The following is a 26,224-nucleotide window of genomic DNA, read 5'->3' as shown; positions in this document are numbered from 1 at the left end:
TCATACGGGAGTGATCAGGTGATCCACGAGGTCGACGACGTACTCCGCGCCCTGATCAGGGCGGAGGTGCTCGAAGGCGGCCAGATCGCGGTGGTCTTCGACGCCCCGACCAGGGAGTGGGCGGCGAAGGTCAACGCCCCCATGGTCAACCTCTACCTCTACGACATCCGCGAGGACATGCGGCGGCGTGAACGCGGTCTGCACAACGAGTACGACGAGCGCGGCACGATCGTCGCGCGCCGCCGCCCGCCCCGCTTCTTCAAGCTGTCGTACTTGATCACGGCGTGGACGAAGCGCCCGGAGGACGAACATCGCCTGCTGTCCTCGCTCCTGGCCTGCCTCCTCCGCTACGAGGCGCTCCCGCCGGACCGACTCACCGGTTCGCTCGCCGACATCGGGGCGTCGGTCCCGATGTCGATCGCGCTGCCGCCGCCGGAGGACCGCTCCTTCGCCGACGTATGGAGCGCGCTCGGCGGCGAGCTGAAACCGTCGTTGGATCTGGTCATCAGCGTCCCGGTGACCGCCTCGCCCAGCTACCCGGCGGGCCCGCCGGTGGAGGACGAGGGCCTGCAGACCCGGTTCGGAGATGTACCCGCGCGATCCGAGGGCGAGACACAGCCGCAGCCGGGCCGCCAGGGACTCCCGGTGTACGGAAGCCGTCCCGGCCGCCCGGCCCGGGACCCGGCACCGCAGTCCTCCGGCAACGGCATGACGGACCGCGGACGCGCGATGTCCCTCCGCATCACCGAAACGCATGGCACCCCACCGGAGGAAACAGACGCATGACGACCCCGGGCGACCCGAACCTGCGCCATCTCCTCGCCCGGGCGGTCGCGGTGGAACAGCGCATCCGCGCCGCGGTGGAGGCACGGCAGCTCACCGACCCGAACCCGGACGACGCGTTCCGGGGCCTGTACCTGACGGACGAGAACATCGCCCGTCTGCTGAACGACGAGACGGCACGCGCGTTTCCCGTCCCGTCCCCTGGGGACGCCGCGCCGGCCGATTCCCGACTGGCGTCCCTGACCAAGGAGTTCCAGCTCACCGCGCTCGACATCGAGATCCTGCTGACCGCCCTCGTACCGGACCTGGACGACCGCTTCGAGGCGTTCTACGGCTACCTCAACGACGACGTCACCCGCCGCCGCCCGTCCATCGGCCTGGCCCTGGGCCTCTGTGGTCTGACCCCCGCCGACCCGGCAGCGCGGTCCCGACTGTCCGCCCGGTCCCCTCTCCGCGAGGGCCGGCTCCTCATGGTCGAGGACCTGGACCGTCCGTTCCTGAGCCGCGCTCTCCGCGTCCCGGACCGGGTCACCGCCCACCTCCTCGGCGACAACACACCGGACCCACGGCTGGCGGACCTCCTGGCTCCTTGGCGAGCGGTACCAGGAGTCGGCGACCCATCCCCTCTCGCCTCCGTCCTGTCCGACGGCGTCCGGCTCGCCTACCTCCGCGAGGACCAGGGCGGTGCGGGCACCGCGCTCGCCGCCTCCGCGCTCACCCTCGCGGGTCGGCAGGTCCTGGGCCTGGACCTGGCAAGGCTGGCCGAGGACCCGACACCTGCGGAGGCGGTACGGTCCCTGGTCCGCGAGGCCCGCCTCACGAACGCGGGCCTGGTCGGCGCCCCGTTGGACGCGGTGTCCCGGGAGCATCCGGCCCTCCTCCGCCTGCTCACGGCCACCCCGGTCCCGACGATCCTGGTGGGAAGGGCGCCGTGGGACGCGTCCTGGTCCACGGTCCCACCCCTGCTCCTGCACGCCCTCAGGGTAGAACCGGAGGCCCGCGCCGCCCTCTGGACCGACGCGTACAAACAACTGGCCGCTGCCGCGATCCCGCCCTCCATCGACGCGGACCGTCTGCTCTCCCCGTTCCTCCTGACCCCGGAACAGGTCACCGGAGCAGCCCACAGCGCTGCCCAGACGGCCCGGCTGCACGGCGGAACCCTCACCCCCGACCACGTACGTCAAGGCGCCCGCGCCCAGAACGCGGCAGGCCTGGACCGCCTGGCCCGCCGCATCGAACCCACGGTGACCTGGAACGACCTGGTCCTGCCCCCCGACGCCCACGCCCAACTCCGCGAACTCACCGCCCGCGCCCGCCACCGCGACCGCGTCCTGGGGGAGTGGGGCATGCGCCCGGGAGGCGGCAGGGGCCGCGGCGTATCGGCGCTCTTCGCAGGCGACTCGGGTACCGGCAAGACCATGTCCGCGGAGGTCATCGCCGCAGACCTGGGCCTGGACCTCTACACGGTCGACCTGGCCACGGTGATCGACAAATACGTGGGCGAGACGGAGAAGAACCTGGAACGGATCTTCTCCGAAGCAGCGGGTGTGAACGGGGTCCTCCTCTTCGACGAGGCTGACGCGATCTTCGGTAAGCGCTCGGATGTGAAGGACGCCCACGACCGCTACGCGAACGTGGAGAGCGCGTATCTCCTCCAACGCATGGAGTCCTTCGACGGCCTGGCCATCCTGGCCACGAACCTCCGCGCCAACCTGGACGACGCCTTCACCCGTCGCCTGGACCTGGTCATCGACTTCCCGGTCCCCGACCCCGACCAACGCCTGGTCCTCTGGGAACGCTGCCTGGGCCCCCAACTCCCGCGCTCAGCGGACCTGGACCTGGCTTTCTGCGCCGAGAACTTCGAGCTGGCGGGTGGCAACATCCGCTCGATCGCGGTGACGGCTGCGTACCTGGCGGCGGACACGGGGGAGCCGGTGACGATGCCGACGCTGATCCACGCGATTCAGCGCGAGTACCAGAAACTGGGCCGGCTGACGCTGGCGTCGGAGTTCGGGCCGTACCTGGGGTTGCTGGCGTGACGCCGCCGGCTCGATGGCGTGGGCCCTTACGCAGCACTCTTCGTGGGCCCTGGTGCGGACCCCTGCGTGGGCTCTTGCGCGGGCTGGGAGTTACCGCCACCGTGGTCGAGGTCGGGCCGGTTTGCCGACCGGCTTGCTCCGTACGGTGACGGGAGTCAGCATGACCTCATTGCCTCTTCTGCCCCATGGACTGCACGGCGACGGCCCGCACAAGGTGATCGCGGTGCACGGCTGGTTCGCCGACCGCTCCGCCTACGACCCGGTGCTTCCGGATCTCGACCTCGGTTCGTTCCAATACGCGGTGGTGGATCTGCGAGGGTACGGGGAGGCCAGGGACACGAGTGGTACGTACACCACAGCCGAAGGCGCCGCGGATGTGATCGCGCTGGCCGACCGGCTCGGCTGGGACCGGTTCTCGCTGATCGGCCACTCGATGGGCGGCTGCATTGCTCAGCGGACCCTGGCCATCGCCCCGCACCGGGTGCGCAGGATCGTCGGTGTGTCGCCGGTACCCGCATCCGGCCTGCCCCTGCCGCCCGAGCAGTGGGAACTCTTCTCCGCTGCGGCGCACACCCCGGAGAACCGTCGGATCATCCTCGACATCACCACCGGAGGCCGACGCCCCGCGGGCTGGCTGGACCGCATGGTGCGGCGTTCGCTGGAGCGCAGCGATGCGAAGGCGTTCCGGGCCTGGCTGGATTCCTGGGCGGGCGAGGACTTCCACGACCGGATCGACGGTTCGCCCGTGCCGGCCCTGGCTGTCGTGGGCGCGCTGGACCCGGCACTGTCGGCCGAGTTGCAGCGCGCAACCTGGATGCGCTGGTTCACGCGGGCCGAACTGGTGGAGCTGCCCTCGTGCGGCCACTACGCGATGGACGAGGCCCCTCTCGACCTGATCCGTGTGGTGGAGGACTTCCTACGAGCCGATACGGAGGACGGCGAGGCGAAGGCATGAGCGGGCCCGCCCCCGAAGCACCGGAGCAAGCGCCCGTACCGGACGTCTTCGACCCGAGGCAGTACGCGCAGGGCATCCCCCACGACCGCTACCGCCACCTGCGCGATCACCACCCCGTGGCGTGGCAGGAGGAGCCGGAGGTCCTCGGCTGGCCGGCGGGCCCCGGCTTCTGGGCGGTCACCCGGCATGCGGACGTCGTCCACGTACTGAAGGACTCCGCGACGTACTCCTCGTACCTGGGCGCCACCCAGATCCGCGACCCGGGCCCCGCCGACCTGCCGTTCATCCGCCGCATGATGCTCAACCAGGACCCACCGCACCATCGGCGACTGCGCGTGCTCGTCAGCCGTGCGTTCACCCCCAAGCGCGTGGATCGTTTCGCCGCGGTCGTACGCGAACGAGCCCGCTCCCTGCTCACCCAGGCGGTCGCCGAGGCGCGGGCCACCGACGGCACCTGCGACCTCGTCGCCCGCGTCACCGACGATTACGCGCTGCTCAATCTCACCGACCTGCTGGGCGTACCGGACAGCGACCGGGGCCTCCTCCTGCACTGGACCCAACGCGTCATCGGCTACCAGGACCCGGACGAGGCGGGCACTGCGGTACTGGGCCCGGACGGCAAGCCGGTCAACCCACGATCACCGGCAGCACTGCGCGACATGTTCGACTACGCGCACGCACTGGCGGCACACAAGCGGCAGCACCCGGGCGACGACGTGATGACGGCCCTGGCCACGGACCCCGAACTGACCGAGCCCGAACTGGAGATGTTCTTCTTCCTGCTGGTGGTGGCAGGGAACGACACGGTACGCAGCGCAGCCCCCGGAGGCCTGCACCTGCTGGCCCAACACCCTGACGCGTACCGCCGCCTGCGCATCGGCGAGGTGGGGCTCGCCACCGCTGTAGACGAACTGCTCCGCCGCCACCCACCGGTCCTGACCTTTCGGCGCACCGCCACCCGGGACACGGAACTGGCGGGCACACGGATCCGCACCGGCGACAAGGTGGTCGTCTTCCACGCCTCGGCCAACCACGACGAACGCGTCTTCCCCGACCCGTACGCCCTGGACCTCTCCCGCTCCCCGAACCCCCACATCTCCTTCGGCGATGGCCCCCACGTCTGCCTGGGCGCCCACTTCGCCCGGCTCCAACTGCGCGCCTTGTTCGACGAGGCCTGCCGCTCCCTGCCACCCGAACCACTCCAACTCGCAGCCCCACCGCGCCGCTTGGTGTCGAACTTCATCAACGGGCTGAAGTCGCTCCCGGTGCGGCTGGCCGACGTCTGACGGCGAAGTACCGCACCGAACCCCCCCTGGAACACCACCCGAGGAGATCCGCGGGGCACGTGGGAGCCACTGTGGTCGAGGCCCTGAAGCTGCTGCGACGCCCGCCGTTCGAAACATGGGACATTTCGGCGGAGCCTGGCATCAGAGACGGTTACGCCGGGTCGGTCCTTCCCAGAAAGATCGGAGGCCCAGACACTCCGATCACTTCCTCATTCGACAGAAGGGCGATGGCGGCTCCTCCGAAAATAGGAGGGCGATCCCATCGAAACGTCTGACCGTCAATGGTGCAGTAGTCGGATTGTGCAATGCCTGCGCGTTGGAGCATTTCCGTGTTTGCTTGTGTCAGAAACTCTCTGCCGTCGCTCTGCACTGCCCATTTTCCCTCCCTTGCCTCTGTCATCCAGACAGCGCGAGGGATTATTACGGGGTCAGGAAGCCGGGGGGTGGCGGTCAAAGCGTAGAATCCGCTGTAGTCGCGGAGTGCCTCCCATGCGACATCCGCCGTGTAGGGGCCGAGAGCCGTGACGAGTGCCTCGCTCCCGATGAAGACGAGAGTATCTTTCTGCCGCGCCAGGAAGAGCTCCTCGCCAATTGCGTAGTGATCTTCAAAGTAGTCCAGCCTCAGATAGGCTGCCAGCTCACCTGGTCGGTCATCGGGAGTCGGGTGCAGAGTGAAGGAAATGTCGAATTCGATCCCGTGGGAACGCAAGAGATTCGTCATCTCTTCCGGTACCAGTTCAGTCGGGTACTCCCACGCAACCAGAGACCCCTCCCTTTGGCGGGTGCGGTGTCCGTTGAGAAGTTCATATACCTCAACAAGGGTTGGGGGGGACTTGAACCGCAGAACTGCTTGTGTCCTCATTTGTCCACCAGGCAATCGATACTAGAGGGATCTCATTCTTGCTCGGAGAGCGGCAACGAACTGTGCCACAGCAGCAGCCTTTTTTGCGGGGTCTTCTACTATTTCTTGAAATGGCCCCCATTTGGTGTTGCGTACCTCAATCATATGGCCGTGCACTTCAATGCATACCCTGCCCCATTCTTCGTGTATGTTCCGGTCGTCGATTCCGCTCAAGAAGTCTCGAAGGGGGATGCCGCCTGTTCGGTCATCGATCGCCTTGCCGAACCAGTCATTGAAAGTTTTTCGATTGAGATCCGAGTCGGTAAGTGCCAGATTCCTTACCGAGTGTGCACCTCCTGCGCTGTTCTCGTGTATGTGATGCCAGTCTTTCCTGCTGGGGTTCTGGAAGGGGTTCCCCGGGTTGGTTCCATGATAAAGATTTGCCCGGTAGTTAAGGGCCTGGCGTGCGTCCCGGTAATTATCCCATTGTGATGCCCCTCTTATTTCTTCCCATGCTTTCCCCTTCTTGTTTATGTAGTGCCGATGCCAGCTGTTTGGTTCGAGGGGGTGCCAGAGTTTGCTTTCGGTTCTGATCGTCAACGACGGGCCGGTGACGTTGGGGTCGCGATATTCTGCAATGGCATTGCAGGTGAAAGACTCATCGGCAACGGTTGTTACCTTGCATGCTTCCCAGTCAGCCCCCTTGGCCATCACCAGGTCACCCGGTTTCAATACGGCTTTGGATTTTAGCTCATGAAGCTCCTTGTCTAGTTCTTCTGCGTCTTTTGAAGCGGAATTAAATACCTTTATCAATCCGGCAATCGCTTGTTGTGAAGCCCTTCCGGCCAAGGCGTCGTTATATTTCTTTACTCGACTCTTCTTTGGGTCAATGACCGAGCCGAGCCTGCTCAGTCGATTGGTGACCTCCCTTTTCTTTTCGTCATCCTGTGACAGTGAGACTCTGACAAGTGCAGTCCTGCGTGTATCGTTTACGGCAGCAATTGAGACCTTTACCTTGCTGTAGGCGTCCTTGAGTTCCTTCAGTTCTGTGCTGGAGGTAGCGCTGTCGGATCGGCGAACTATGCGTTCCGGAGTGCGTTCAGCCTGCACATAAACGTGTTCTTTGGTTTCCTCCACTTTTGCTGTGGTGAGATGTAGGCGCGTGTGATAATTTCGGCCGATCGTAGAAATTCGTGTTTCTGCCGACTCTTTTGTCGGGCCAGTGGACAAGAATCGATCGGCTGCTTTGAGTGCCGCGGATTTCTTCGCGGCCTGGTCCTTCCCACTCTTTCCCGTGCCACCCTTGAGTTTGGCCCAGAGCTTCTTGCCCGCCTTGACGATGAAGCCCACGATCTTGTCGATCGCCCGGTTGACCGGACGGGCCACCGCGTGGAAAACGCTCTTGACCTTGTTGGCAAGGCCGCCGATGCCCAGCAGTGAGGCCAGGAAGCCGATGAGGAGCGGGACGCTGGCCGCCAGGGCCGCTTCGACCATCTTCGGGACCCCCGCCGAACCGCCGTTGGCGATGGCGATGACCGCGTCCAGGACCGCGTTGACGAACTCCACTATCTGGGCGCCCTGGTTCACGATGAACGTGACGATGTCGATGATTCCCTTGACCGCGCGGACGAAGGCGGAGGCGGGGTTGAGGAGGGAGATGATCCAGGTGATGCCCGCGATGATGACCGTGGGGATCAGGTAGCTGGTCAGTTTCTCCAGGATCGTGGCCTTGAGGTCGCCGGCCTCCTCGGTGATTTCCTTGACGGCGCCTGCCGGGCCCTCGCGGGCGAGGGTCTGGGCGACGGGGACGGATTGTTCGACCGCGCTCATGGCCTGGTCGGGGACGCCCTTGCGGGTGACACGGGCCCGGATGTTCGCCCAGGTCAGGCCGAGCAGAGAGCCGATGATCTGGATGATGCCCTTGAGGTCGAACTTCTGGGGAAGGTCCAGGCCCGCCTTGACCGCGGTGCCCAGGAGCCAGGAGACGACGCCCTTCTTCAGGTGGTCGGCGATGTTCGTGACGAACAGTTGGAGGCCTGCGCCCACCGCCTTGACCAGGTTGCCCAGGAAGCCGATCGGGTCCTTGATGATCTTCATGATCGCGGAGGCGGCCTTGGCGAGGATGCCGAGAAGCAGGTTCTTCAGTTCGTTGATCGTCTTGATCGCGCCGACGATCGCGTCCTTCGCCTTGTCGATCAGACCCTTGTTGGCTTCCTGGAGCTTCTTGATCTCCTCGTCGATCTTGTTGAGGGCCGCGGTGTACTTCGTCGCCAGGTCCTGGACGAGCTGTTCGGACTTCTCGTTGACCGTGGCTTCCAGGTCGTCGAACTTGCCGGCGAAGTCCTTGGCCGCGTCCGCGCCGAACTGGCGCAGGTCGGCGGGGAGTTTGTCCACCTCGGCCTTGAGCTCGGCGCGGCCCTTCGCTATGCGTGCCTTCGCCTTGCCGAGCTCCGTGCCGATGATGTCGGCCACCGAGGAGATGACTGTCTGCATCTGGGCGACGTAGAGCTTGCGGGCCTCCTGGTAGAGGTTGTCGGCCTCCCGCGGCAGACCGGCGAACTTGTCCTTGACCCAGCGGGCCTTGCCCGTCCAGCCCGAGTACCGCTTGTCCTTGTATGCCTTCATGCGGCGCTTGTGGTCCGCGGTGAACGCGTCTCGGGCTGCCTTCTCTCCCGAGGTGAACTTGTCGTCGACCTTCTTGTCCAGGTCGGACAGGGTCTCCTCGACGTCCTTCTTCGTGGAGTCGTAGACCTTCTGCAGTTTTGCCGTGACCTCGGCGCGCTTCTTCTCGTCCTTCGACTTGGTGTCGCCCTTGCCGCCGTCGACCTCCTTGCCCGCTGCGGCGCGGGTCGCGGTCAGGGCGTTCATCGCCTGGGTGCCGGAGGCCGCGGCGGCCGTCTTCGCCGAGGAAAGTTGCTTGGCTTCGGCCGCCTTGCCCTTGGCGGGGGCCGTTGCCGAGTCTGTTTCCGCTGTCTTCTTCGCGGAGAGCGCTTCGTTGAACTCCGGTTCATTGCCCTTGGCGAGCTGGTCCTCGGTGACCTCGGCGTCCGCCATTGCCTTGTCGTTCTGGGCGGGGCCCTCGGAGAAGTTGGTGACCGCGGCGGGCTGTTGGGCCGGGATTGCATCCGCCGCGGAGGGGGCGCCCGGGTTGGCGGGTGGCTGGTCCGGGGTCATCGGGGTGACCTGTTTGTCCTTGGCCGCCGAGGTGTCGGGGGCGGCCTTGGTCGTGGTCTCGATGTCCTTGGCCGACGACTCCTTGCCGTCCGTGACCTTGCCGTCCACCTCGGACTTGATCTTGTCGGCCTTGCCGGACTTGGAGAACTTGTCGGCGTCGTCGAGGTTCTTCGGCGCCTGCGCCTCGATCGCCTTGTTGACGGCGTCGATGAAGGCTTGTTTGTTGAACTCGCCCGGCTTCGCGGCGTTCATTTTCTCGGCGTTCGCCGCCTTGCCCTGGGCTTCCTTGTCGTCCGGGGGAGCGACCGCCGCGTCCTGCGCGGACTTGGACTCGGTCGCGGCGGGGGCGTGGACGGCGACCTTCGTCCGCTTCGCCGCTATATCCGCTTTGACCTTGCGGAAGCCGGCCGCCTGGGCCGGGGACGGTTTCACCGGGGCGGTGTAACGCTGGGCGACCAGACGCGACACCGCGGCGTTGCCCGCCGCGCGTTGCAGGCGCTGGATCCCTCGGCGGTCCGTTGGGGGTGCCTGTGAACGTGACACATCGGCCGCCGGTGTCACGTTGTCCGACCGGGAGGTACTTGCGCGGCCGGTGGCGGGGGCGGGGTCCTTCTCCGGAACCGCCTTCATCCGCCCTCCCGGTCACCGCTTCCCCAGCCTCGCCAGCGTGCGGGGTGGAGGCGAGAGGTACGCAGCGAGCGGGGGCGGGGGCGGGGGCAGAGTCGGCAGGGCCGCGCGGAGCGGGTGGGTTGCCTCTTCGGGCAGTCCCAGGTGCACTGCAGGGCGACCGAGTATCCGTTCCCCCTGCACGGGCCCGGTGGTGAGAATGGCCCGCGTTCCCCGGTCGAGGAGAGGTCAAGGAGAGACTTACATGCCGTCGTACCTGTCCCCGGGCGTCTACGTCGAAGAGGTCGATTCCGGTTCCCGGCCGATCGAAGGAGTGGGCACCTCGGTCGCCGCTTTCGTCGGCTTCGCCCAGAAGGGCCCGCTCGACGAGCCGACGCTGATCACGAACTGGAGCCAGTTCGTCAGCCGCTTCGGTGACTTCGTCGAGGGAACCTATCTCGCCTCCTCCGTCTACGGCTTCTTCGCCAACGGCGGCGGTATCTGCTACGTGGTGCGTATCGGTGACGGCACCGAGGCCGCCGAGCCCGAGAGCATCGGTGGCGGCGGTGAGCCGGGGCAACTGCCCGCCGGTACGGAGACCCGGCTCGGCCCGTACGCACTCAAGGCGCGTCCCGGTGTGAGTGGGGAGATCACCGTCGAGGTGACGGACGTCGAGGGCGACGACCCGCCGCAGGACGTGTTCCAGCTGCTCGTCAGGCGCGACGGGCAAGTCGTCGAGACCTACCCGGCGGTCACGACGAAGCGCAGCAAGGAGAACGTCGCCACCCGCGTCAACGCCAAGTCCGAACTGATCGAGGTCCGGGAGTCCGGGCGCGGGGCCGCGCCGGCCAGGCCCGAGCCGCAGACCGTCACGCTCGCGCCCGCACCCGCTCTGGGTTCGGCCCCTGGGGCGCTGGGCTCGGAGGCGTACGTCGGCGATCCCGACCAGCGGACCGGCTTCGGCGGTCTGGAAGCGGTCGAGGAGATCACGACCGTTGCCGTTCCCGATCTCATGAGCGCGTACGAACGCGGGCTGCTGGACCTGGAGTCCGTCATCGCCGTACAACAGGCGCTGATCAGCCACTGCGAGCTGATGGGCGACCGAGTCGCCATCCTCGACCCGCCGCCCGGGCTCTCTCCGCAGCAGATCAGGGCCTGGCGCACCGACCGTGCCAACTTCGACTCGAAGTACGCGACGCTCTACTACCCGTGGATCCGGATCGCCGACCCGTCGTCCGGGCGGGCGCAGCTCGTACCGCCCAGCGGACACATCGCCGGGGTCTGGGCGCGCAACGACGAGTCGCGTGGTGTGCACAAGGCGCCGGCGAACGAGGTCGTACGGGGAGCCGTCGCGTTGCAGACGCAGCTGACGAAGGGCGAGCACGATCTGCTCAATCCGATCGGGCTGAACTGCATTCGCTCCTTCCCCGGGCGTGGAATCCGGGTATGGGGTGCGCGGACTCTGGCGTCGGACCCGGCCTGGCGCTATCTGAATGTCCGGCGGCTCTTCAATTACCTGGAGGAGTCGATTCTCGCCGGTACGCAGTGGGTCGTGTTCGAACCGAACGACGATGCGCTGTGGGCCCGTATCCGGCGTACGGTCTCGGCGTTCCTGGTCAACGAGTGGCGCAGGGGTGCGTTGTTCGGGCTGACGCCGGACGAGGCGTTCTACGTCAAGTGTGACCGCGAGACCAATCCGCCGGAGACCATCGAGGCAGGTCAGGTGGTCTGTGAGATCGGTGTGGCACCGGTCAGGCCGGCCGAGTTCGTGGTGTTCCGGCTCTCCCAGCTGACCAGCGGATCGGGTGAGGTCGATGAGTGACCGCCGTTCTCGGTTCCGAGGTTCCGAGGGTTCCGAGGGCCCCGTGATGCCGAGAGTTCCGTGGTTCCGGAGTTTCCGTGGTTCCGGGGTTCTGTAACAGGTAGAGGAGTTCGCTGTGCCACTTCCCGATCTCGACAGTTCCGTCGGGCATTCCTTCGGTCTTGAATTCGACAGCGTCGTCATCAAGCAGATCACCGAAGTCAGTGGTCTGAAGATGGAGCAGGACGTCATCGAGCTGAAGCAGAACACCGCCGACGGGCGTTATGCCATCAAGAAGCTCCCCGGCCGTCCGAAGGCGGGGGAGGTCACCGTGACGCGTGGTCTCACCGAGGACAACAGCTTCGAACGGTGGATCAAGGACTCCCGGTTCGGCCGCATGACCGCGGCCCGCCGCAACGGCGCCGTCATCGTGTACGACTACGAAGGCATCGCCATCAAGCGCTACAAGCTCATCAACGCCTGGCCGAAGTCCCTTGAAATCGGCACGCTCAAGGCCGGTGACACCTCGGTTCTGACGGAGAAGCTCGCGATCACGTACGAGAGCATGGAACTCGACTGATGCGGCGTACGGCCCAGGCGTCGGCTCCGGCTCCCGCCTTCGAGGAGCGTTCCGAACGGGACACCCTGCGCACCGAGTTCACCTTCGAGCTGCCGCGCGGGTACGTCGACGAGTCCGGCACCGTCCATCGCACCGGCGTCATGCGCCTCGCGACCGCCCGCGACGAGCTCGTGCCGCTGCGGGACGACCGGGTGCGCGAGAACTCCGCCTATCTGTCGGTCGTGCTGATCTCCCGCGTCGTCACCCGGATCGGCACGCTCGACGACATCCACCCGGGCATCATCGAGGACCTGTTCGCCTCCGACCTGGCTTTTTTGCAGGACTTCTACCGGCGGATCAACGCCGAGGGACACACCCGCGCAGCCGTCACCTGTCCGTCCTGCCAGGAGGAGTTCGCGGTGGATCTCGCCGGTGGCCGCCTGGGGGAATCGTGACGTACGCGGCCGACCAGCTCTACGAGGAAGTCGCGTACCTCGCCTATCACTTCCACTGGCCACTCGATGAACTGCTGGACCTGGAACACCCGGAACGCCTGAGGTTCGTCGCGCAGGTCGCCCGCCTCAACGGGCAGTAACGCAGGGGAGGACGAGAGCCATGGGTCTGATGTCCTGGCTGCGTGGCCGTCGTGCGGAGGAGGCCGGTGACGCCGGTCTTCCCGTCGGCGCAGTGCAGCGGGAGCGCTTCGACCCGTCCCGACTTCCACCCCTGCAGCGGACGGTGTCCGGACAGGATCTCGTCATCGACCCGGGTGGTTTCCAGGGAGCGCTCACCACCCGGCGGGACACCGCCCTCGGCATCCCTCTCGGGCACCTGATCAGCCCGGAGGCGCCCTCCGGCCTTGTGCACGGGATCACCTCGACGAGTGCGGCCCCGGTGGGAGGGCCATCAGCGGTGCAGCGGGCGATGGAGATGCCGCCGCGCTCCGGCCCGCTGTCGCGATCGCTTCCTGTTGCCGTGCAGCGGGCGTCCTACGGGGGTGAGGGGCCCGTCCTGACCACTGCGGGAGCAACTGCGGTGGCGGACCTTCCGGTACGGCAACTGATCGGCGAGCAGCCCCTCGTAACCGACACGGCGACGGTGTCTGCCTCTGCGTCCACTCCTGGGTCTGCGCATGGTCCTGCTTCGGCGCCGGGCGTCGTGCCGGCTGTTCAGCGGACCGACGTACCTCGTCCGGCTGCCGAACGGCCCCGGCGTGTCCCCGGGCTCGGTGCGCCGATGTCCGGCCTGCCGCCGACAGCGCAGCGGGAGGCTGCCGCGGCGGCGGCGGGAACGGGGAGCGACCCGGTTCCGGTGTCCCGGAGCGCGGAGGGTACGGGTCCGGAGGAGGTGAAGCGTGGGCCGGAGGAGGGCACCGCGCCGCTTCTCGGGGACGACCCGCTGGTCGCCTCGCCGCCGGAGACAGCTGCCCCTCAGGAACAGGCGGGGAGCAGTGCGGAGCCGGTGACGCCCACCCCCGCGCCCGTACAGCGCACCGCCCTCGCCCCCGTACAGCGCACCGCCTCCGCCCCCGCGAACGTACCGACCACGCCGTCCCTGCCCGTGGCCCCGCTGCTCGCCGACCGGCCCCTGCCCATCCAGGCGGCGCGGACGGAGACCGGACTCCGGGGCGCCACAGCCACCGCCGCCCCCGTGCAGCGCTCGCCCGAGGAAGCGGTGTCCCCCGTAGTGGTGCCGGTCCGCTGGGTGCCCGCCGCATCGCGAGCAACCGGAAACGGAACGGGAACGGGAACGGTGCAGCGCACGGCGGTCCCCCTGCGGGAGGCATTGGGCCCGGTGCCGGTACCGGCACCATCACCGCTCCCTCCACCACCCCCCGCCGTACAGAGGCAGTCCGTAAGCGGGCCTCCGGCGCCTCGTTCCCGTAACCCTGTCGTGCCGGCCATCCCGTCGGCCGGTTCGGTCGCGGTGGCCGCCGGCGTGGCGCAGCGGATGGCCGACGGGAGTGTGGTCTTCGGTACTGCGCCGACCGGCATCTCGCAGCCCGTCGTCCAGCGCGAGACCGAGACCAGCGAGCCGCCGCCCCCGCCGCCCGATCCGGAACCGGATCCGGATCCGGAATCCGAAGCCGGGCCCGCTACCGAGCCTGGGGGTGAGGGCACCGGTGCCGGCTCATCGCCCGTGCCGGGGTCCGTGGGCCACACCGGCCAGGGCGGGCCACCCGTCACTGACGAACTCGTACGCGCCCTGTACGGCCCGCTGAGCCGGCTGCTCAAGGCGGATCTGCGGCTGGAACGCGAACGGGCCGGATTCCTCATCCGCACCAGGCACTGAATCCACACCAGGCACCGAACCGCCCCACCCCGGAATTGAGAGGTACGTGCCATGGCCACCGCCCCCTCGGACAACGACCCCGCCGTCAGCGTCTGCTTCGTCGTCACGATCGACGACATCGAGCTCGGGTCGTTCAACACCTGCGACGGCCTGGGCTGCGAAGTGGTGCTCGAAACACGGGAGGAGGGCGGCAACAACGGCCACCTGTGGCAGCTGCCGACCCGGCTGAAGTACTCCAACGTGAAGCTGTCCCGGCCGCTCACCCGCGAGACCGAGAAGGTGGCCCGCTGGTTCGCCACCATGACGACCGGGTTCAGCCGCAAGACCGCCCACATCGAGGCGCGGACCGGCGACGGGCAGAAGGTGGCGCAGTGGGGGCTGCTGGAGGTGGTGCCCGTGCGGTGGACCGGGCCGTCCTTCTCCCCGGAGTCGCCCAAGGTCGCGATGGAGACGATCGAGATCGCCCACCACGGCTATGTGATGGAGGGCTGACCGACGTGAGCGGTGCGGGACCCATCGCCTTCAGTGCCGCCGGTACGTCCGGTGCGTCGTCGGCCGTGAAAGGGGGCTCGGCCCGGCCCAAGCTGGAGCACGCCTATCTGGAGCTGCGGACCCCGCCGACCGGCGGCGGTCTCACGCCCGGCGGTCCGTGCGGCCGGATCGACTTCCAGTTCAATCCGAAGGAGCTCAGCCTCACCAAGGCGGCGTCGTGGAAGCGGAGTCCGGCCAAGGGGGCGAAGAGTTCCGGGCCGCCGGAGTACCAGGGGTCGCAGCCCAGCAAGCTCACCGTCGAGATGTTCTTCGACGCCAGTGACACCCAGGACACTCGGGTCGTCACCGCCGTGGAGCAGCTGTTCGCGTGCTGCGTCCCGACGAACGAGACCCGGCAGCAGCAGCGGTCATCCCCGCCGTGGGTGGTCTTCCACTGGGGCGGACTGACCGGGTTCCCCGGTTATGTCAGCCAAGTGCAGGCGAAATACACCCTGTTCACCACGTCCGGTGTGCCGATCCGGGCGGTCTGCCAGGTCACGATGGAGGAGATCAGCGGGGACACCCCCGGGCAGAACCCGACCTCGGGTGCGCTGGCGGCCCGGCGGGTGCACCGGGTGGGCGCCGGGGACTCGCTGCCGTCGCTCGCCCAGCGCGAGTACGGGGACCCGGCCGCGTGGCGGGTGATCGCCGAGGCGAACGGGATCGACGACCCGATGCGGCTGGCGCCCGGCACACAGCTGCTGCTGCCCGCCCTCGACGAGCTGAGCCGGCTCACGGAGCCGGAGAATCCGGTACGGGGGCGGGGCTGATGGCGCAGCAGGGCGTCGCCACCGCGCTGGTGGTGGAGTTCGATGGCACACCGCTGCCCCCGAAGTTCGTGAACACCCTGGTCGAGGGGTACGTCGACGACAGCCGCACGCTCCCCGACCTCTTCTTCCTCCGCTTCCGCGACCCCGACCGGGTGCTCCTCGAACAGACCGGGCTGAAGATCGGCGGTGAGGCCCGGCTGCTGGCCCGTGCGGGCGGCGACACGGCCCCGAAGCCGCTGCTCAACGGGGTGGTCACCGCACTGGAGGTGGAGCTCGACGAGACCGGGACGTTCACCGTCGTCCGGGGGCTCGACGAGTCGCACCGGCTGTTCCGGGGGCGCAGGGTGGCGAGCTACCAGAACATGACGCTCGCCGACATCTGCGGCCAGGTCGCCCAGCGCGCCGGGCTGAAGCCGGGAAAGGTCGACATCGCCGGGCCCGTGCTCGAACACATCGCCCAGCCCAACATCACCGACTGGGAGTTCGTCCGGGGCCTGGCGGAGGAGGCCGGGGCGCAGGCCTACGTACTCGACGGGGAGCTGCACATCACCCGGCCCGCCGAGGCGAGCGGTGCGCCCGACGGTTCGGCGCGCGCCGACCGCAACCCGCTCGTCCTGGAGATGGGCAGCAATCTGCTGCGCTGCCGGGCGGGGGTGTCGTCCGCCGAGCAGGTCTCGGAGGTCGAGGTGCGTGGCTGGGACGTCAAGGCCAAGCAGCCGCTGGTGGGAAAGGCCCCGGCAGGCACGTCGTCGACGCTGGAACTCGGGGTGACGGCCGCCGAGGTGACCGCACCGTTCGGCGAGGCGCGGTTCGTGGTCACGGACGCGGCGTACGGGGAGCAGGCGCAGGTGGACCGGGCGGCGAAGGCGCTCGCCGAGCGGATCGCCGGGTCCTTCGCGGAGCTGGAGGCGGTGATCCGCGGGAACCCGGAGGTCAGGGCGGGCAGCGCGGTGGCGCTCAACGCGGTGGGCAAGCCCTTCGAGGGGCGGTACACGGTCACGTCGTCGCGCCATGTCTTCGACGCCGTGCGCGGCTACGAGACGTGGATCACGGTCTCCGGGCAGCAGGAGCGGTCGTTGTTCGGGCTGACGGGCGGGGGTTCCGGTGCGCAGGGGCCGGGCGGCAGCGCTGGTTCGCGGTGCAACGGGCTGGTCAGCGGGACGGTCACGGACACGCACGACCCCGACGGGTCGGGGCGGGTGAAGGTCCGGTTCCCGTGGTTGTCGGACGAGTACGCGAGCGACTGGGCGCGGACCGCGCAGTCCAACGGGACGAGCGGCGGCGAAGCGTTCATCCCGGAGGTCGGCGACGAGGTGCTGGTGGGCTTCGAGCACGGGCATCTGGACCGGCCGTACGTGCTGGCCGGTCTGTACAACGGGAAGGACCGACCGTCGCAGGGCGGCGGCGGAGGCGAGGGCGGAGGTTCCGGCACCGGTGATCCGGGCGGGACGGGCGGCGGCGGTCTCGTCGACCCGACCAGCGGCGCGGTCAACCGCCGCGCCTTCGCCTCCAAGGGCGGGAACCAGCTGGAGCTGCTCGACGCCGCCAACGGCCCGCAGGGCGTGCGCCTGCTCACCGGCGACGGAAAGCTCAAGATCGATCTGGACCGCAAGGGCACCGTGATCGTGATCGACAGCGACGGCAGCGTGACCATCGAGGCGAAGGAGCAGGTCTCCATCAAGGCGGCCGAGGGCGTATCCCTGGACGCCGGCCGGGGATCGCTCGAACTCTCCGGCGACAGCGTCACGCTGACGTCCCGCTCCGGAGTCGCGGTCGACGGCGGCAACGGCAGGGTCACGCTCGCCACGGGCGGCACCGTCGACGTCCAGGGCGGCCAGGTCGCGGTCAACGGAACCCAGCGCACCGACATCAAGGGCGGCAGCTCGTGCTCCATCAACGCGCCGATGGTCAGGATCAATTGAGAGGAGTGGGTCGACGTGTCCGCAACAGCAGCGGCGGCCGCCCGCGTCGGTGACCCCACCGGTCACCCCGGCACGGTCGGCCCGCCCGGTGTCGCGTCCGTTCTCATCGGCGGGAAGCCCGCCGCCACGGTCGGCACCGCACACACCTGTACCTCCCCGGCCGCCCATCCGCCGTCCACGATCGCGCCACCGGGCAGCTCCTCCGTGCTGATCGGCGGGAAGCCCGCCGCCCGGGTCGGGGACCTGGCCGGCTGTGGTTCGCCCGTCGTGTCCGGCTGCGCGACCGTGCTGATCGGGGGCTGAGCGGAGATGGGTCAGCAGTTCATCGGCGCCGGGTGGGCGTTCCCGCCGCGCACGGATGCCACTGGTTCCATCGCGCTGGTGCGCGGCGAGCACGAGCTGGAGGAGTCGATCCGGCTGATCCTGGCGACCTCGCCGGGGGAGCGGCCGATGCGGCCGGAGTTCGGGTGTGCCGTCAACGACTACGTGTTCGCGCCGGCCGACGCGGGAACGGCGGGCCAGCTCGCGTACGAGGTACGCCTCGCGCTCGACCGCTGGGAGCCCCGGATCGAGGTGACCGAGGTCGTCGTCCGGTTCGACGAGGCGGACGAGGGGGTGCTCTACATCGACATCGGTTACACGGTGCGGGGCGCCAACGACCCCCGGAATCTTGTCTTCCCGTTCTATGTGATCCCGCAGCACGACGACCCGCACGACCGGCCTGATCGGTACGAGGAGGAGAACGGCGCGTGACGCTGCCCAGCCCCCATCTGGACGACCGCCGCTTCCAGGGCCTGGTGGACGAGGCCAAGCGGCTCGTCCAGCAGCGCTGCCCGGAGTGGACCGACCACAATGTGTCGGACCCCGGGGTGACCCTCATCGAGGCGTTCGCGACCATGGTCGACCAGCTCGTCTACCGGGTGAACCGGGTCCCGGAGAAGAGCTATCTGACCTTTCTCGACCTCATCGGGGTCCGGCTCCACCCGCCGACGGCGGCCCGCACCGATGTGACGTTCCGGCTCTCCGCACCGCGGCCCGAGCCGGTGACCGTGCGCGCCGGTACGGAGGTCGCCACCGTGCGTACCGAGACCGAGGACGCAGTCGTCTTCACGACGGTGGGCGACCTGTCCATCGTGCCGTGCGCGTTCGCGTACCTCGCCACCTGGCCGACGTCCGGGGATGCCGTCGACCGTACCGAGGAGCTCGCGCTCGGCCGCGACGTACCGTGCTTCGATTCGACCCCCGCGCCCGGGGACGCCGTGTACATCGGGCTGTCCGCCGCCGTCCCAGCCGGAGTCGTCGTCCTCCGGCTGGACTGCAAGGTCGAGGGTGTCGGTGTCGACCCGCTGCGGCCGCCGCTGGTCTGGGAGGCCTGGGACGGAAACGCGTGGACGGCCTGCGAGATCGAGAAGGACGACACCGGCGGCTTCAACAAGTCCGGTGAGCTGATCCTCCACCTGCCGAAGACGCACGCCCCGGCGGTCGTGGTGCGGCGGACCGGCGGCTGGCTGCGCTGCCGCCTGGTGGAGGCCGCCGCAGACCAACCGACCTATGTGGCGCCGCCGGTGGTCCGCAGGATCACGGCCTTCACGATCGGCGCGACCGTCGAGGCCGAGCACGCCGAGACCGTGACCGACGAAGTGCTGGGGGCCGCGGAGGGCGTGCCGGGGCAGGCTCTCACCGTGTCCCGTCCGCCGGTCGTCCCCGGCGACTTCGTGGTGGAGGTCGTGGACCCGGCCGGGAGCCCGGGGAACGGTTCCGACGGCACGCAGGACTGGGCCCGCGTCGACGACTTCGCGCACTCCGGACCCGACGACCGGCACATCACCCTGGACCCCAACTCCGGTCGGGTGGAGTTCGGTCCGGCCGTACGGGAACGCGACGGCAGCATCCGCTACTACGGGGCCGTGCCCCCGAAGGGCGCCACCGTCCGGGTCCGCTCCTACCGCACCGGCGGCGGACTGCGCGGCAATGTGGCCCGCTCCACCCTCCGGGTGCTGCGCAGCGCCATCCCGTACGTGGCCCGCGTGGAGAATCGGAACCCGGCGCTCGGCGGCGTCGACGGCGAGACCGTGGAGAGCGCCCGGGTACGCGGCCCGATGACCCTGCGCACCCTTCACCGGGCCGTCGTCCCGCACGACTACGAACTGCTCGCCCGAGAGGTCTCACCGGACGCCGCCAGGGTGCACTGCATCCCCGCCGGGGAGGACACGGGCGCCGAGGCGGGCGGGGTACGGCTGCTCGTCGTGCCGGCCGGGCGCAGCGACGAGCAGGGCCGCATCCGGTTCAACGAGCTGATCCCGCCCCCGCACACGCTCGCCCTGGTCGCCCGCCATCTCGACGAACGGCGCCCGATCGGCGCCCGGCTCGTCGTCGAACCGCCCTTCTACCAGGGCGTCACCGTCGTCGCCTCGGTCCAGGCGCGCAGGGGAGCGGTCGTCGAGCGGGTACGGGAACAGGCTCTTGCCGCCCTGTACGGGTACTTCAACCCGCTGACCGGCGGACCCTCCGGGCAGGGCTGGCCGTTCGGCCGGCCGATCCAGTCGGGCGAGGCGTTCGCCGTCCTCCAGCAGGTGCCGGGGCTCGACCTGGTGGAGGACGTACGGCTCTTCCCCGCCGACCCGTTCAGCGGGCAGCGCGGCGAGACGGCCACCACGAAGATCACGCTGGACCGGCACGCACTGGTCTTCAGTTACGAGCACCAGCTCCGGGTACGGGAGGGCTGACCCCATGCGCACCGCCGTGACCGGCCTCCCCACCCCGCACCCGCTGATCGAACAGCTGCCGGCGGTCTACCTGGAGCAGGACTTCCTCCAGCGCTTCCTCGCGGCGCTCGACGACGTACTCGCGCCGGTCCTGCTCACCATCGACAACCTGCCCGCCCACCTCGACCCGCGCAGCGCCCCCGACGACTTCCTCGCCTGGCTGGCCCAGTGGGTGGCGGTCGAACCGCACGAGGACAGCCCGCTCGAACAGCGCCGGGCGACGGTACGGGGCGCGGTGTCCGGGCACAGCCGGCGCGGGACGCTGCGCGGTCTTGCGGACGCGGTACGGCTGGAGACCGGCATCGAACCGGAGATCGTCGAGAGCGGCGGCACGGCGTGGTCGACGCGGCCGAACACGGCGCTGCCGGGACAGGCCGGGCCCTGGGTGACGGTCCGGCTCCGGGTGCCGGATCCGGATCGTGTCGACCGGGTACGGCTGCAGGAGCTGATCGGCGCGGAGGTCCCGGCGCACGTCGGCCGCACGGTGGAGATCCTGCCGTCGGCGCCGCAGCCGGGCGGGACGGAAACCGGGGGTGCGGCGTGATCTGCGACAACTGCGGGCATCGGAACGCTCCGGGGACGGCGTTCTGCACGTCCTGCGAGGCATTCCTGAACTGGGAGGAACCGGAGACGCCGCAGGCACCTGTCCCGGCGCCTGTTCCTGTGCCCCCTCCGGCTCCGGCTCCTGCTCCGGCACCGGTTCCCGCACCCACCCCCGTCCACCCATCGCCACCCTTCACTCCGCCCCCCGCTCCTGCCCCCGCCGTTGCCCCGCGCCGCCCCGACGAGACGACCGAGCCCGTCCCCGGACCCGAGGCGCACCCCGTCCCATCCCCGGGACCGCCGATCACTCCGCCCCCTGCGCCGCCCGTTGCGACCGTCCGCTGCCCCAACTGCCGTACGGAGAACGCGGCGGACCGCACCCTGTGCATCCACTGCGCCCTGCTCCTGGACCCGGGACCGGCCCCCGAGCTCCCGCCCCCGTGGTGGCGCCGGATCTTCCGCCGCCGCCCCCGCCGGGCGCCCCTCGCCGGGGCCCGGCCGCGCCGCAGACTGTGGCGGCGCCCGAGTCTCGCGCTTCCGCTGACGCTGATCCTGGTGGCGGCCCTGGTCTGGTTCGGGCTGCCGCACCTCTCCGGGCTGCTGGGCTTCGCGAAGAAGGAGACGGGCAGTCCCGAGTCGGTGCCGCCCTCGGCCTTCCGGAGCTCCAGCAGGGCGCCCGGCCACCCGGCCGGTGCCGCGTTCGACGGCTTCAACAACCGTTACTGGGCACCGAAGAATGTCGGTGCGGGCGTCGGCGAGTACGTGGAGTGCGACTTCGACCAGCCGGTACGAGTGATGAAGCTGATCGTCTTTCCCGGCACGTCGGCGAAGGCGGACGAGTTCCTCACCCAGGCCCGCCCCGAGAAGATCACGGTGGTGCTGACCTCGGCCGACGGCAGGAAGGTCAGCAAGCGGATCAGGCTCAAGGATCAGGCGGGCCCGCAGACGTTCGACGTGGTGGGTGCGGAGACGGTCAGAGCACGGCTGACGACGGACGAGGTGTACGGAGCCGGGAACGGCCGCCGACTGGCCATCGCGGAGATCGAGTTCTTCGGCCGCCGGTCCTGACGGCGCACGTCCGGGGACGCCGGCGGGTCAGGCGGTCGCCGCCGTCGCCGCTCGGGCCAGGCGGCGGTAGTTCCCTGGCGCCAGACCGTACTCGCGCTTGAATGCCTTTCCGAAGGCGAACTCGGAGCCGTACCCCGCCTGCGCGGCGACCGTGCTCAGCGGAACGTCCGCCTCCCTCAGCAGCTTCGCCGCGCGGGTCATCCGCCAGTGCTTCAGATACGACAGCGGCGGTTCGCCGACCAGCGTGGCGAACCGCCGGGCGAACGCCGCACGGGACAGCCCGGCCCGCACGGCGAGCGACTCGACGGTCCACTGCGCCGAAGGATCGTCGTGCATGGCCGCCAGCGCCGGGGCCACCGCCGGGTCGCTGAGCGCGGCGGCCCTGCCCTCGGCGGCGGCGGCCGGCTGGTCCTGCAGCCAGGCCCGCAGGATGTACAGCAGCAAGGAGTCGATCAGGGCGGGCACGATGCCGTCCGAACCGATCCGGGGATGGTCGAGTTCCGAGCCGAGCAGCTGCACGGCAGCGGCGAGTTCGGGATGACGCCCGTGCCGGGCGGGCAGATGGATCATCTCGGGGAGCTGCCGCACCAGGGCGTGCGGCCGCCCCTGGTCCAGGTGGTAGTTGCCGCAGAGCAGCGAGGTCCGCGGGCCGTCGCCGCCGAGCTGGACCGAGCCGATCGGCGGACCGTTCCGGAACTGGTCCGGCCGGGCCTCCGCCGCCGGTGTGGAGGGATGGTCGGCCAGGATGTGGCCGCGGCCGTCCCGGAGGAAGACCACGTCACCGGGGCCGAGCGCGACCGGCTCCAGGTGCGGTCCTGTCGCCTCCAGCGGGATCAGCCAGCAGGTGCCGTGCAGCACCACATGGAACCCCGCGCCTGCCACGGACGGCAGCCGAAGGCCCCAGGGGGTGGCCGTCGGTACGGATGGACGTCGGGCGTCCGGTCCGCATCGACGCCAACGCCTCGGTGAGGATGTCCATGTGCCCTGCTCCCCTCCGGCTTCCGTGGACCCCACGGTGTCAGTCCGCCACGGCAGGACAACCTTTCCCTGTGTACGGCCGGACGCGACCAGCTCGTGGGCCTTGCCGGCCTCTTCCAGCGGGAACGTCTCGGCGACGTACGGCACGATCGTGCCTGCGTCGACGAGTGCCGCGATCGCTTCGAGCGCCGCGTAGTCCGGCTCGACCGAGACACCGATGAAGCGCAGCCCCGCCTCCTCGGCCCGGGCGGCGAGCTCCCTGCTGCCGTGTTCCAGGATGCTGATGAGGGCGCCGCCCGGCCGCAGCACGGCGAGCGAGCGGTCGCCCTGGGCGGTGGAGTCGAAGACGATGTCGACGTCCCGGACCACCTCGGTGAAGTCGGTGGTCCGGTAGTCGATCACCTCGTCGGCCCCGAGGCCGGTGACGAACTCGTGCTTGGGGGAACTCGCCAGCGCGATCACATACGCGCCGCGCGCCTTCGCGATCTGTACGGCGAAGTGGCCGACCCCGCCGGCGGCGCGGTGGATCAGGACCCGCTGCCCTGCCGATACCTGTGCCAGGTCGACCAGGCCCTGCCAGGCGGTGAGCGCCGCGAGGGGCAGCGCCGCGGCATGAACGTGGTCGACGGACGACGGCTTGCGGGCGAGCTGCCGGGAAGGCGCGGCGACGTACTCCGCGTAGCCGCTCGCGGCGCGGGGGAAGAACGGCATCCCGTAGACCTCGTCGCCGACCCGGTACCTGGCGCCGGGCCCGGTCTCCACGACCGTGCCGGAGATGTCCCAGCCGAGGACGAACGGCGGCTCGCCCAGGAGCGGGAACGCGCCCGCCCTGACGGCCACGTCCACCGGATTGACCGCGCTCGCGCGGACCCGGACCAGCACCTCGCCCCCGAGCGGCTTCGGCCGCTCGGCCTCTACGACCTCCAGCACCTCGGGACCACCGAACGAGTTCTGCACGACAGCACGCATGGCAACGCTCCCTGATTTTCTGCCGGTTTGATGGATCCAACCGTAGGAAGCGCCGACGAGACGCGGAATGGCCTTCCGTCTCGCTCGCATGTCCATTCGTCCTGCACGCGTGTACGCGGGGCCGGGTGAGGCCTAAAGGAACTTGCATCGTCCCCGACCCCGTAGCCCAGCGCGGATTTCTCGGGGGCAGCCTGATCTGCTTGTCGGCGACGGGGATCCGCCTGCCACGAGGATGTCCCGTCCCGGGGTCAGGATGTGGCAGGCGTGGCCCCGGCTGCCGTGACCGGCCGCTCGAAGAACGTCTCCAGGACCACCGTGGCCTGGGTGCCGCTGACGCCCTCGATCGCGTACAGCCGCCGCAGCACGTCCTGAAGCTGCTCGGTCGTCGCTGTGCGCACCTTGACCAGGACGGACGCGCTGCCCGCGATGACATGTGCCTCCTGGATCTCGGGGAGGGCCGCGAATGCCTCGGCCGACTCGCCCATCCAGGCCGCCGATTCGACCATCACGAAGGCGAGCACCCCGCACCCCACGGCCGCCGGGTCGACATCGACGGTGGTGCGGCGGATGACGCCGCGCTCGCGCAGCTTGCGTACGCGTTCGTGGGCGGCGCCCGCCGACAGGCCCACGGTGCGGCCCAGAGCCGCATAGGACCGGGTGGCGTCCTGCTGGAGCAGCGTCAGCAGCTCACGGTCGATGTCATCCACGTTCTTCATACGCACACCATATTCTGTTTGGTCTATACGGTGATACGTTGAATGATGTTCGGTCTCAGGGGAGTGAGGGGGAATCATGTCCGGTGACGTGGTGAACGGGATCTATGAGGTCCTGGACGGCAGGTTCCGCAGCGGGCGGTGCGCCAACGGGGACATGCGCCTGGAGAAGCTGTACGGCGACTGCCGTTGGGCCGAGGGCCCGCTCTACGTGCCGGCCTGGCACCAGGTCGTGTGGAGCGACATCCCCAACGACCGGATGCTGCGCTGGGACGAGGTCACCGGGACCGTCGGCGTCTTCCGTGCGCCCGCGGGACACAGCAATGGCAACACCCTGGATCCGCAGGGCCGGCTGATCACCTGTGAGCAGGGGAACCGGCGCGTCACCCGCACCGAGCACGACGGCTCGGTCACCGTCCTCGCCGACCGTTTCGAGGGCAAGCGGCTCAACAGCCCGAACGACGCGGTCGTCCGCAGCGACGGCACGGTCTTCTTCTCCGACCCCGACTTCGGGATCACCAGCGACTACGAGGGGTACCGCGCGCAGAGCGAGATCGGCTCCTGCAACGTGTACCGGGTGGACCCGGTCACGGGTGAAGTCCGCCTGGCCGCCGACGGGTTCCGCGGCCCGAACGGGCTGGTCCTCTCTCACGACGAACGGCAGCTGTACGTCTCCGACACCCGGCTCAACCAGGTCCGGGTCTTCGACGTCGACGAGCGCGGTGACCTGTCCGACGGCAAGGTCTTCGCCGAGTGCCGGCCCGGCAACGGCGTCTTCGACAACCTCCGCCTCGACGACGAGGGCCGCCTCTGGGTGGCGGCCTGCGACGACGGCATCCACTGCTACGACCCGGACGGCACCCTGATCGGCCGCATCCTGGTTCCCGAGACGGTCTCCAACATCGCCTTCGGCGGCCCCAAGAACAACCGGCTCTTCATCACGGCCACGACGTCCCTGTACTCGGCGGTCGTGTCGGTGACGGGGGCGCCCCGGATCAGGTGCTGAGACCCGCCGCAGCTCTCCCTCACCGATCCCGTCCGGCCATGCCCGTCTCGTAGGCGATGATGACGAGCCGGACCCGGTCGCGGGCGTCGAATCTGGTGAGCAGCCGGGTCACGTACGTCTTGACGGTGGCCACGGTGATGAACAGCGTGGCCGAGATCTCCGCATCGGACATGCCGCGCCCGACGAGGGTCAGCACCTCGCGTTCCCGCTCGGTGATGCCGGTCGGGCCGTCGGCTCGCCGCTGCGGCGCGGCGGACTCGGGACCGGTGTTCTCCGCGAAGCGGGGCTCGGCGGCGCGGCGACGGATCGGCGGGTTCTCGCTCGGCATGGAGCAACGCCCTGCTCCCCGGGCCGCATCCGCTGGTGCCCCGGTGAGGGCGCCTGGTAGGCATGGCCCGTGCACGTCGACAGCGTCCCGATGCCGCCGGCCGTCCGGACCAGGCCCCGCGATACCCGCGGCTATCCCGTTCCCGCGATCACCCCGTGGGAAGGGGACCAGCCCCAGTTCGCCCTCACCGACTACGGGCGGACCACGGAATCGCTGCGCGGGCCGGCTGGTGAAGCGGGCCGAGCGGCCTCTTCTCCAGGGCGAAGTGATGAAACATCAGGCGTGTGGCGAGTGG

The 26,224-nt window shown here is 69.2% G+C and carries 22 protein-coding genes and 3 pseudogenes; 18 read left to right on the top strand and 7 right to left on the bottom strand.

All coding sequences use genetic code 11. The features are described from left to right. Window positions 1-18: 18 nt before the first annotated feature. From OG972_RS20370 to OG972_RS20355, 4 genes are all read left to right on the top strand, one after another. The gene (locus OG972_RS20370) at window positions 19-786 is read left to right on the top strand and encodes a DUF4255 domain-containing protein (protein ID WP_266983498.1); all 768 of its coding nucleotides are present in this window, start codon (window positions 19-21) and stop codon (window positions 784-786) included. Next, window positions 783-2,822: an ATP-binding protein gene (locus OG972_RS20365; protein ID WP_266983496.1), complete on the top strand. Its 2,040-nt coding sequence runs from the start codon at window positions 783-785 to the stop codon at window positions 2,820-2,822. Before OG972_RS20370 ends, OG972_RS20365 begins: the two co-directional genes overlap by 4 nt. Window positions 2,823-2,982: 160 nt before the next feature. Continuing rightward, window positions 2,983-3,777: an alpha/beta fold hydrolase gene (locus OG972_RS20360; RefSeq protein ID WP_266983494.1), complete on the top strand. Its 795-nt coding sequence runs from the start codon at window positions 2,983-2,985 to the stop codon at window positions 3,775-3,777. Next, window positions 3,774-5,063 carry a cytochrome P450 gene (locus OG972_RS20355; RefSeq protein ID WP_266983492.1) on the top strand — a complete coding sequence of 430 codons (1,290 nt, stop codon included), beginning with the start codon at window positions 3,774-3,776 and terminating at the stop codon, window positions 5,061-5,063. Before OG972_RS20360 ends, OG972_RS20355 begins: the two co-directional genes overlap by 4 nt. 151 nt (window positions 5,064-5,214) lie before the next feature. Here OG972_RS20355 and OG972_RS20350 read toward each other — a convergent pair whose 3' ends face one another. Together OG972_RS20350 and OG972_RS20345 are read right to left on the bottom strand one after the other, a co-directional pair. Continuing rightward, on the bottom strand, window positions 5,215-5,925 hold the full coding sequence (locus OG972_RS20350; RefSeq protein WP_266983490.1) for a hypothetical protein: 711 nt from the start codon (window positions 5,923-5,925) through the stop codon (window positions 5,215-5,217). Window positions 5,926-5,946: 21 nt separating this feature from the next. After that, window positions 5,947-9,708 carry a hypothetical protein gene (locus OG972_RS20345; RefSeq protein WP_266983488.1) on the bottom strand — a complete coding sequence of 1,254 codons (3,762 nt, stop codon included), beginning with the start codon at window positions 9,706-9,708 and terminating at the stop codon, window positions 5,947-5,949. Window positions 9,709-9,949: 241 nt separating this feature from the next. On the opposite strand from OG972_RS20345, the gene OG972_RS20340 reads away from it, so the two are divergent. From OG972_RS20340 to OG972_RS20280, 13 genes are all read left to right on the top strand, one after another. After that, complete coding sequence (locus OG972_RS20340; protein ID WP_266983486.1) at window positions 9,950-11,506, top strand: phage tail sheath subtilisin-like domain-containing protein; 1,557 nt, start codon at window positions 9,950-9,952, stop codon at window positions 11,504-11,506. A 115-nt stretch (window positions 11,507-11,621) separates the two neighbouring features. Further along, a complete protein-coding gene (locus tag OG972_RS20335; RefSeq protein ID WP_266983485.1) occupies window positions 11,622-12,065 on the top strand; it encodes a phage tail protein in 444 nt (147 codons plus the stop codon). Beyond that, a complete protein-coding gene (locus tag OG972_RS20330; RefSeq protein WP_266983484.1) occupies window positions 12,065-12,499 on the top strand; it encodes a hypothetical protein in 435 nt (144 codons plus the stop codon). Before OG972_RS20335 ends, OG972_RS20330 begins: the two co-directional genes overlap by 1 nt. Beyond that, a complete protein-coding gene (locus OG972_RS20325; protein ID WP_266983482.1) occupies window positions 12,496-12,639 on the top strand; it encodes a DUF6760 family protein in 144 nt (47 codons plus the stop codon). The genes OG972_RS20330 and OG972_RS20325 overlap by 4 nt, the downstream gene beginning before the upstream one ends. A 20-nt stretch (window positions 12,640-12,659) precedes the next feature. Next, complete coding sequence (locus OG972_RS20320; RefSeq protein WP_266983480.1) at window positions 12,660-14,336, top strand: hypothetical protein; 1,677 nt, start codon at window positions 12,660-12,662, stop codon at window positions 14,334-14,336. 51 nt (window positions 14,337-14,387) lie between these two features. Further along, window positions 14,388-14,828 carry a phage tail protein gene (locus OG972_RS20315; protein WP_266983478.1) on the top strand — a complete coding sequence of 147 codons (441 nt, stop codon included), beginning with the start codon at window positions 14,388-14,390 and terminating at the stop codon, window positions 14,826-14,828. 5 nt (window positions 14,829-14,833) lie between these two features. Further along, window positions 14,834-15,637, top strand: coding sequence for a LysM peptidoglycan-binding domain-containing protein (locus tag OG972_RS20310; protein WP_266983477.1), 804 nt, complete (start codon window positions 14,834-14,836; stop codon window positions 15,635-15,637). Continuing rightward, window positions 15,637-17,559 carry a VgrG-related protein gene (locus OG972_RS20305; protein WP_266983476.1) on the top strand — a complete coding sequence of 641 codons (1,923 nt, stop codon included), beginning with the start codon at window positions 15,637-15,639 and terminating at the stop codon, window positions 17,557-17,559. The genes OG972_RS20310 and OG972_RS20305 overlap by 1 nt, the downstream gene beginning before the upstream one ends. A 15-nt stretch (window positions 17,560-17,574) precedes the next feature. Next, complete coding sequence (locus OG972_RS20300) at window positions 17,575-17,862, top strand: PAAR domain-containing protein (protein ID WP_266983475.1); 288 nt, start codon at window positions 17,575-17,577, stop codon at window positions 17,860-17,862. Between the two features lie 6 nt (window positions 17,863-17,868). Then, the gene (locus OG972_RS20295) at window positions 17,869-18,312 is read left to right on the top strand and encodes a GPW/gp25 family protein (protein WP_266983473.1); all 444 of its coding nucleotides are present in this window, start codon (window positions 17,869-17,871) and stop codon (window positions 18,310-18,312) included. Next, complete coding sequence (locus tag OG972_RS20290) at window positions 18,309-20,285, top strand: putative baseplate assembly protein (protein ID WP_266983471.1); 1,977 nt, start codon at window positions 18,309-18,311, stop codon at window positions 20,283-20,285. The genes OG972_RS20295 and OG972_RS20290 overlap by 4 nt, the downstream gene beginning before the upstream one ends. 4 nt (window positions 20,286-20,289) lie before the next feature. Further along, window positions 20,290-20,868, top strand: coding sequence for a phage tail protein (locus tag OG972_RS20285; RefSeq protein ID WP_266983470.1), 579 nt, complete (start codon window positions 20,290-20,292; stop codon window positions 20,866-20,868). 119 nt (window positions 20,869-20,987) lie between these two features. Continuing rightward, complete coding sequence (locus tag OG972_RS20280) at window positions 20,988-21,935, top strand: discoidin domain-containing protein (protein WP_266983468.1); 948 nt, start codon at window positions 20,988-20,990, stop codon at window positions 21,933-21,935. A 27-nt stretch (window positions 21,936-21,962) separates the two neighbouring features. On the opposite strand, the gene OG972_RS49595 is transcribed toward OG972_RS20280, so the two are convergent. From OG972_RS49595 to OG972_RS20265, 4 genes and pseudogenes are all read right to left on the bottom strand, one after another. After that, window positions 21,963-22,271 (bottom strand): helix-turn-helix transcriptional regulator, encoded by a 309-nt coding sequence (locus OG972_RS49595; protein WP_353961653.1) that lies wholly within the window; start codon window positions 22,269-22,271, stop codon window positions 21,963-21,965. A gap of 138 nt (window positions 22,272-22,409) precedes the next feature. Continuing rightward, window positions 22,410-22,790 (bottom strand): annotated as a pseudogene (locus OG972_RS49590) (cupin domain-containing protein); the annotation flags it as partial. Between the two features lie 177 nt (window positions 22,791-22,967). Next, window positions 22,968-23,882 (bottom strand): annotated as a pseudogene (locus OG972_RS20270) (NADP-dependent oxidoreductase); the annotation flags it as partial. Between the two features lie 248 nt (window positions 23,883-24,130). Further along, on the bottom strand, window positions 24,131-24,589 hold the full coding sequence (locus tag OG972_RS20265; protein ID WP_266990596.1) for an Lrp/AsnC family transcriptional regulator: 459 nt from the start codon (window positions 24,587-24,589) through the stop codon (window positions 24,131-24,133). 85 nt (window positions 24,590-24,674) lie between these two features. Between OG972_RS20265 and OG972_RS20260 the strand changes: the two genes are divergently transcribed. After that, window positions 24,675-25,601, top strand: a complete 927-nt coding sequence (locus OG972_RS20260; protein WP_266983466.1) for an SMP-30/gluconolactonase/LRE family protein — start codon at window positions 24,675-24,677, stop codon at window positions 25,599-25,601. Between the two features lie 19 nt (window positions 25,602-25,620). Here OG972_RS20260 and OG972_RS20255 read toward each other — a convergent pair. Next, window positions 25,621-25,821: pseudogene (locus OG972_RS20255) on the bottom strand (response regulator transcription factor); the annotation flags it as partial. Window positions 25,822-26,224: the final 403 nt, after the last annotated feature.

Origin of the sequence: Streptomyces sp. NBC_01669 (assembly GCF_026339735.1) — a bacterium.
GTDB classification, from domain to species: domain Bacteria; phylum Actinomycetota; class Actinomycetes; order Streptomycetales; family Streptomycetaceae; genus Streptomyces; species Streptomyces yanii.
The sequence above is the reverse complement of the archived record's forward strand: the minus strand, read 5'-3'. Positions and strand labels throughout refer to the sequence as shown.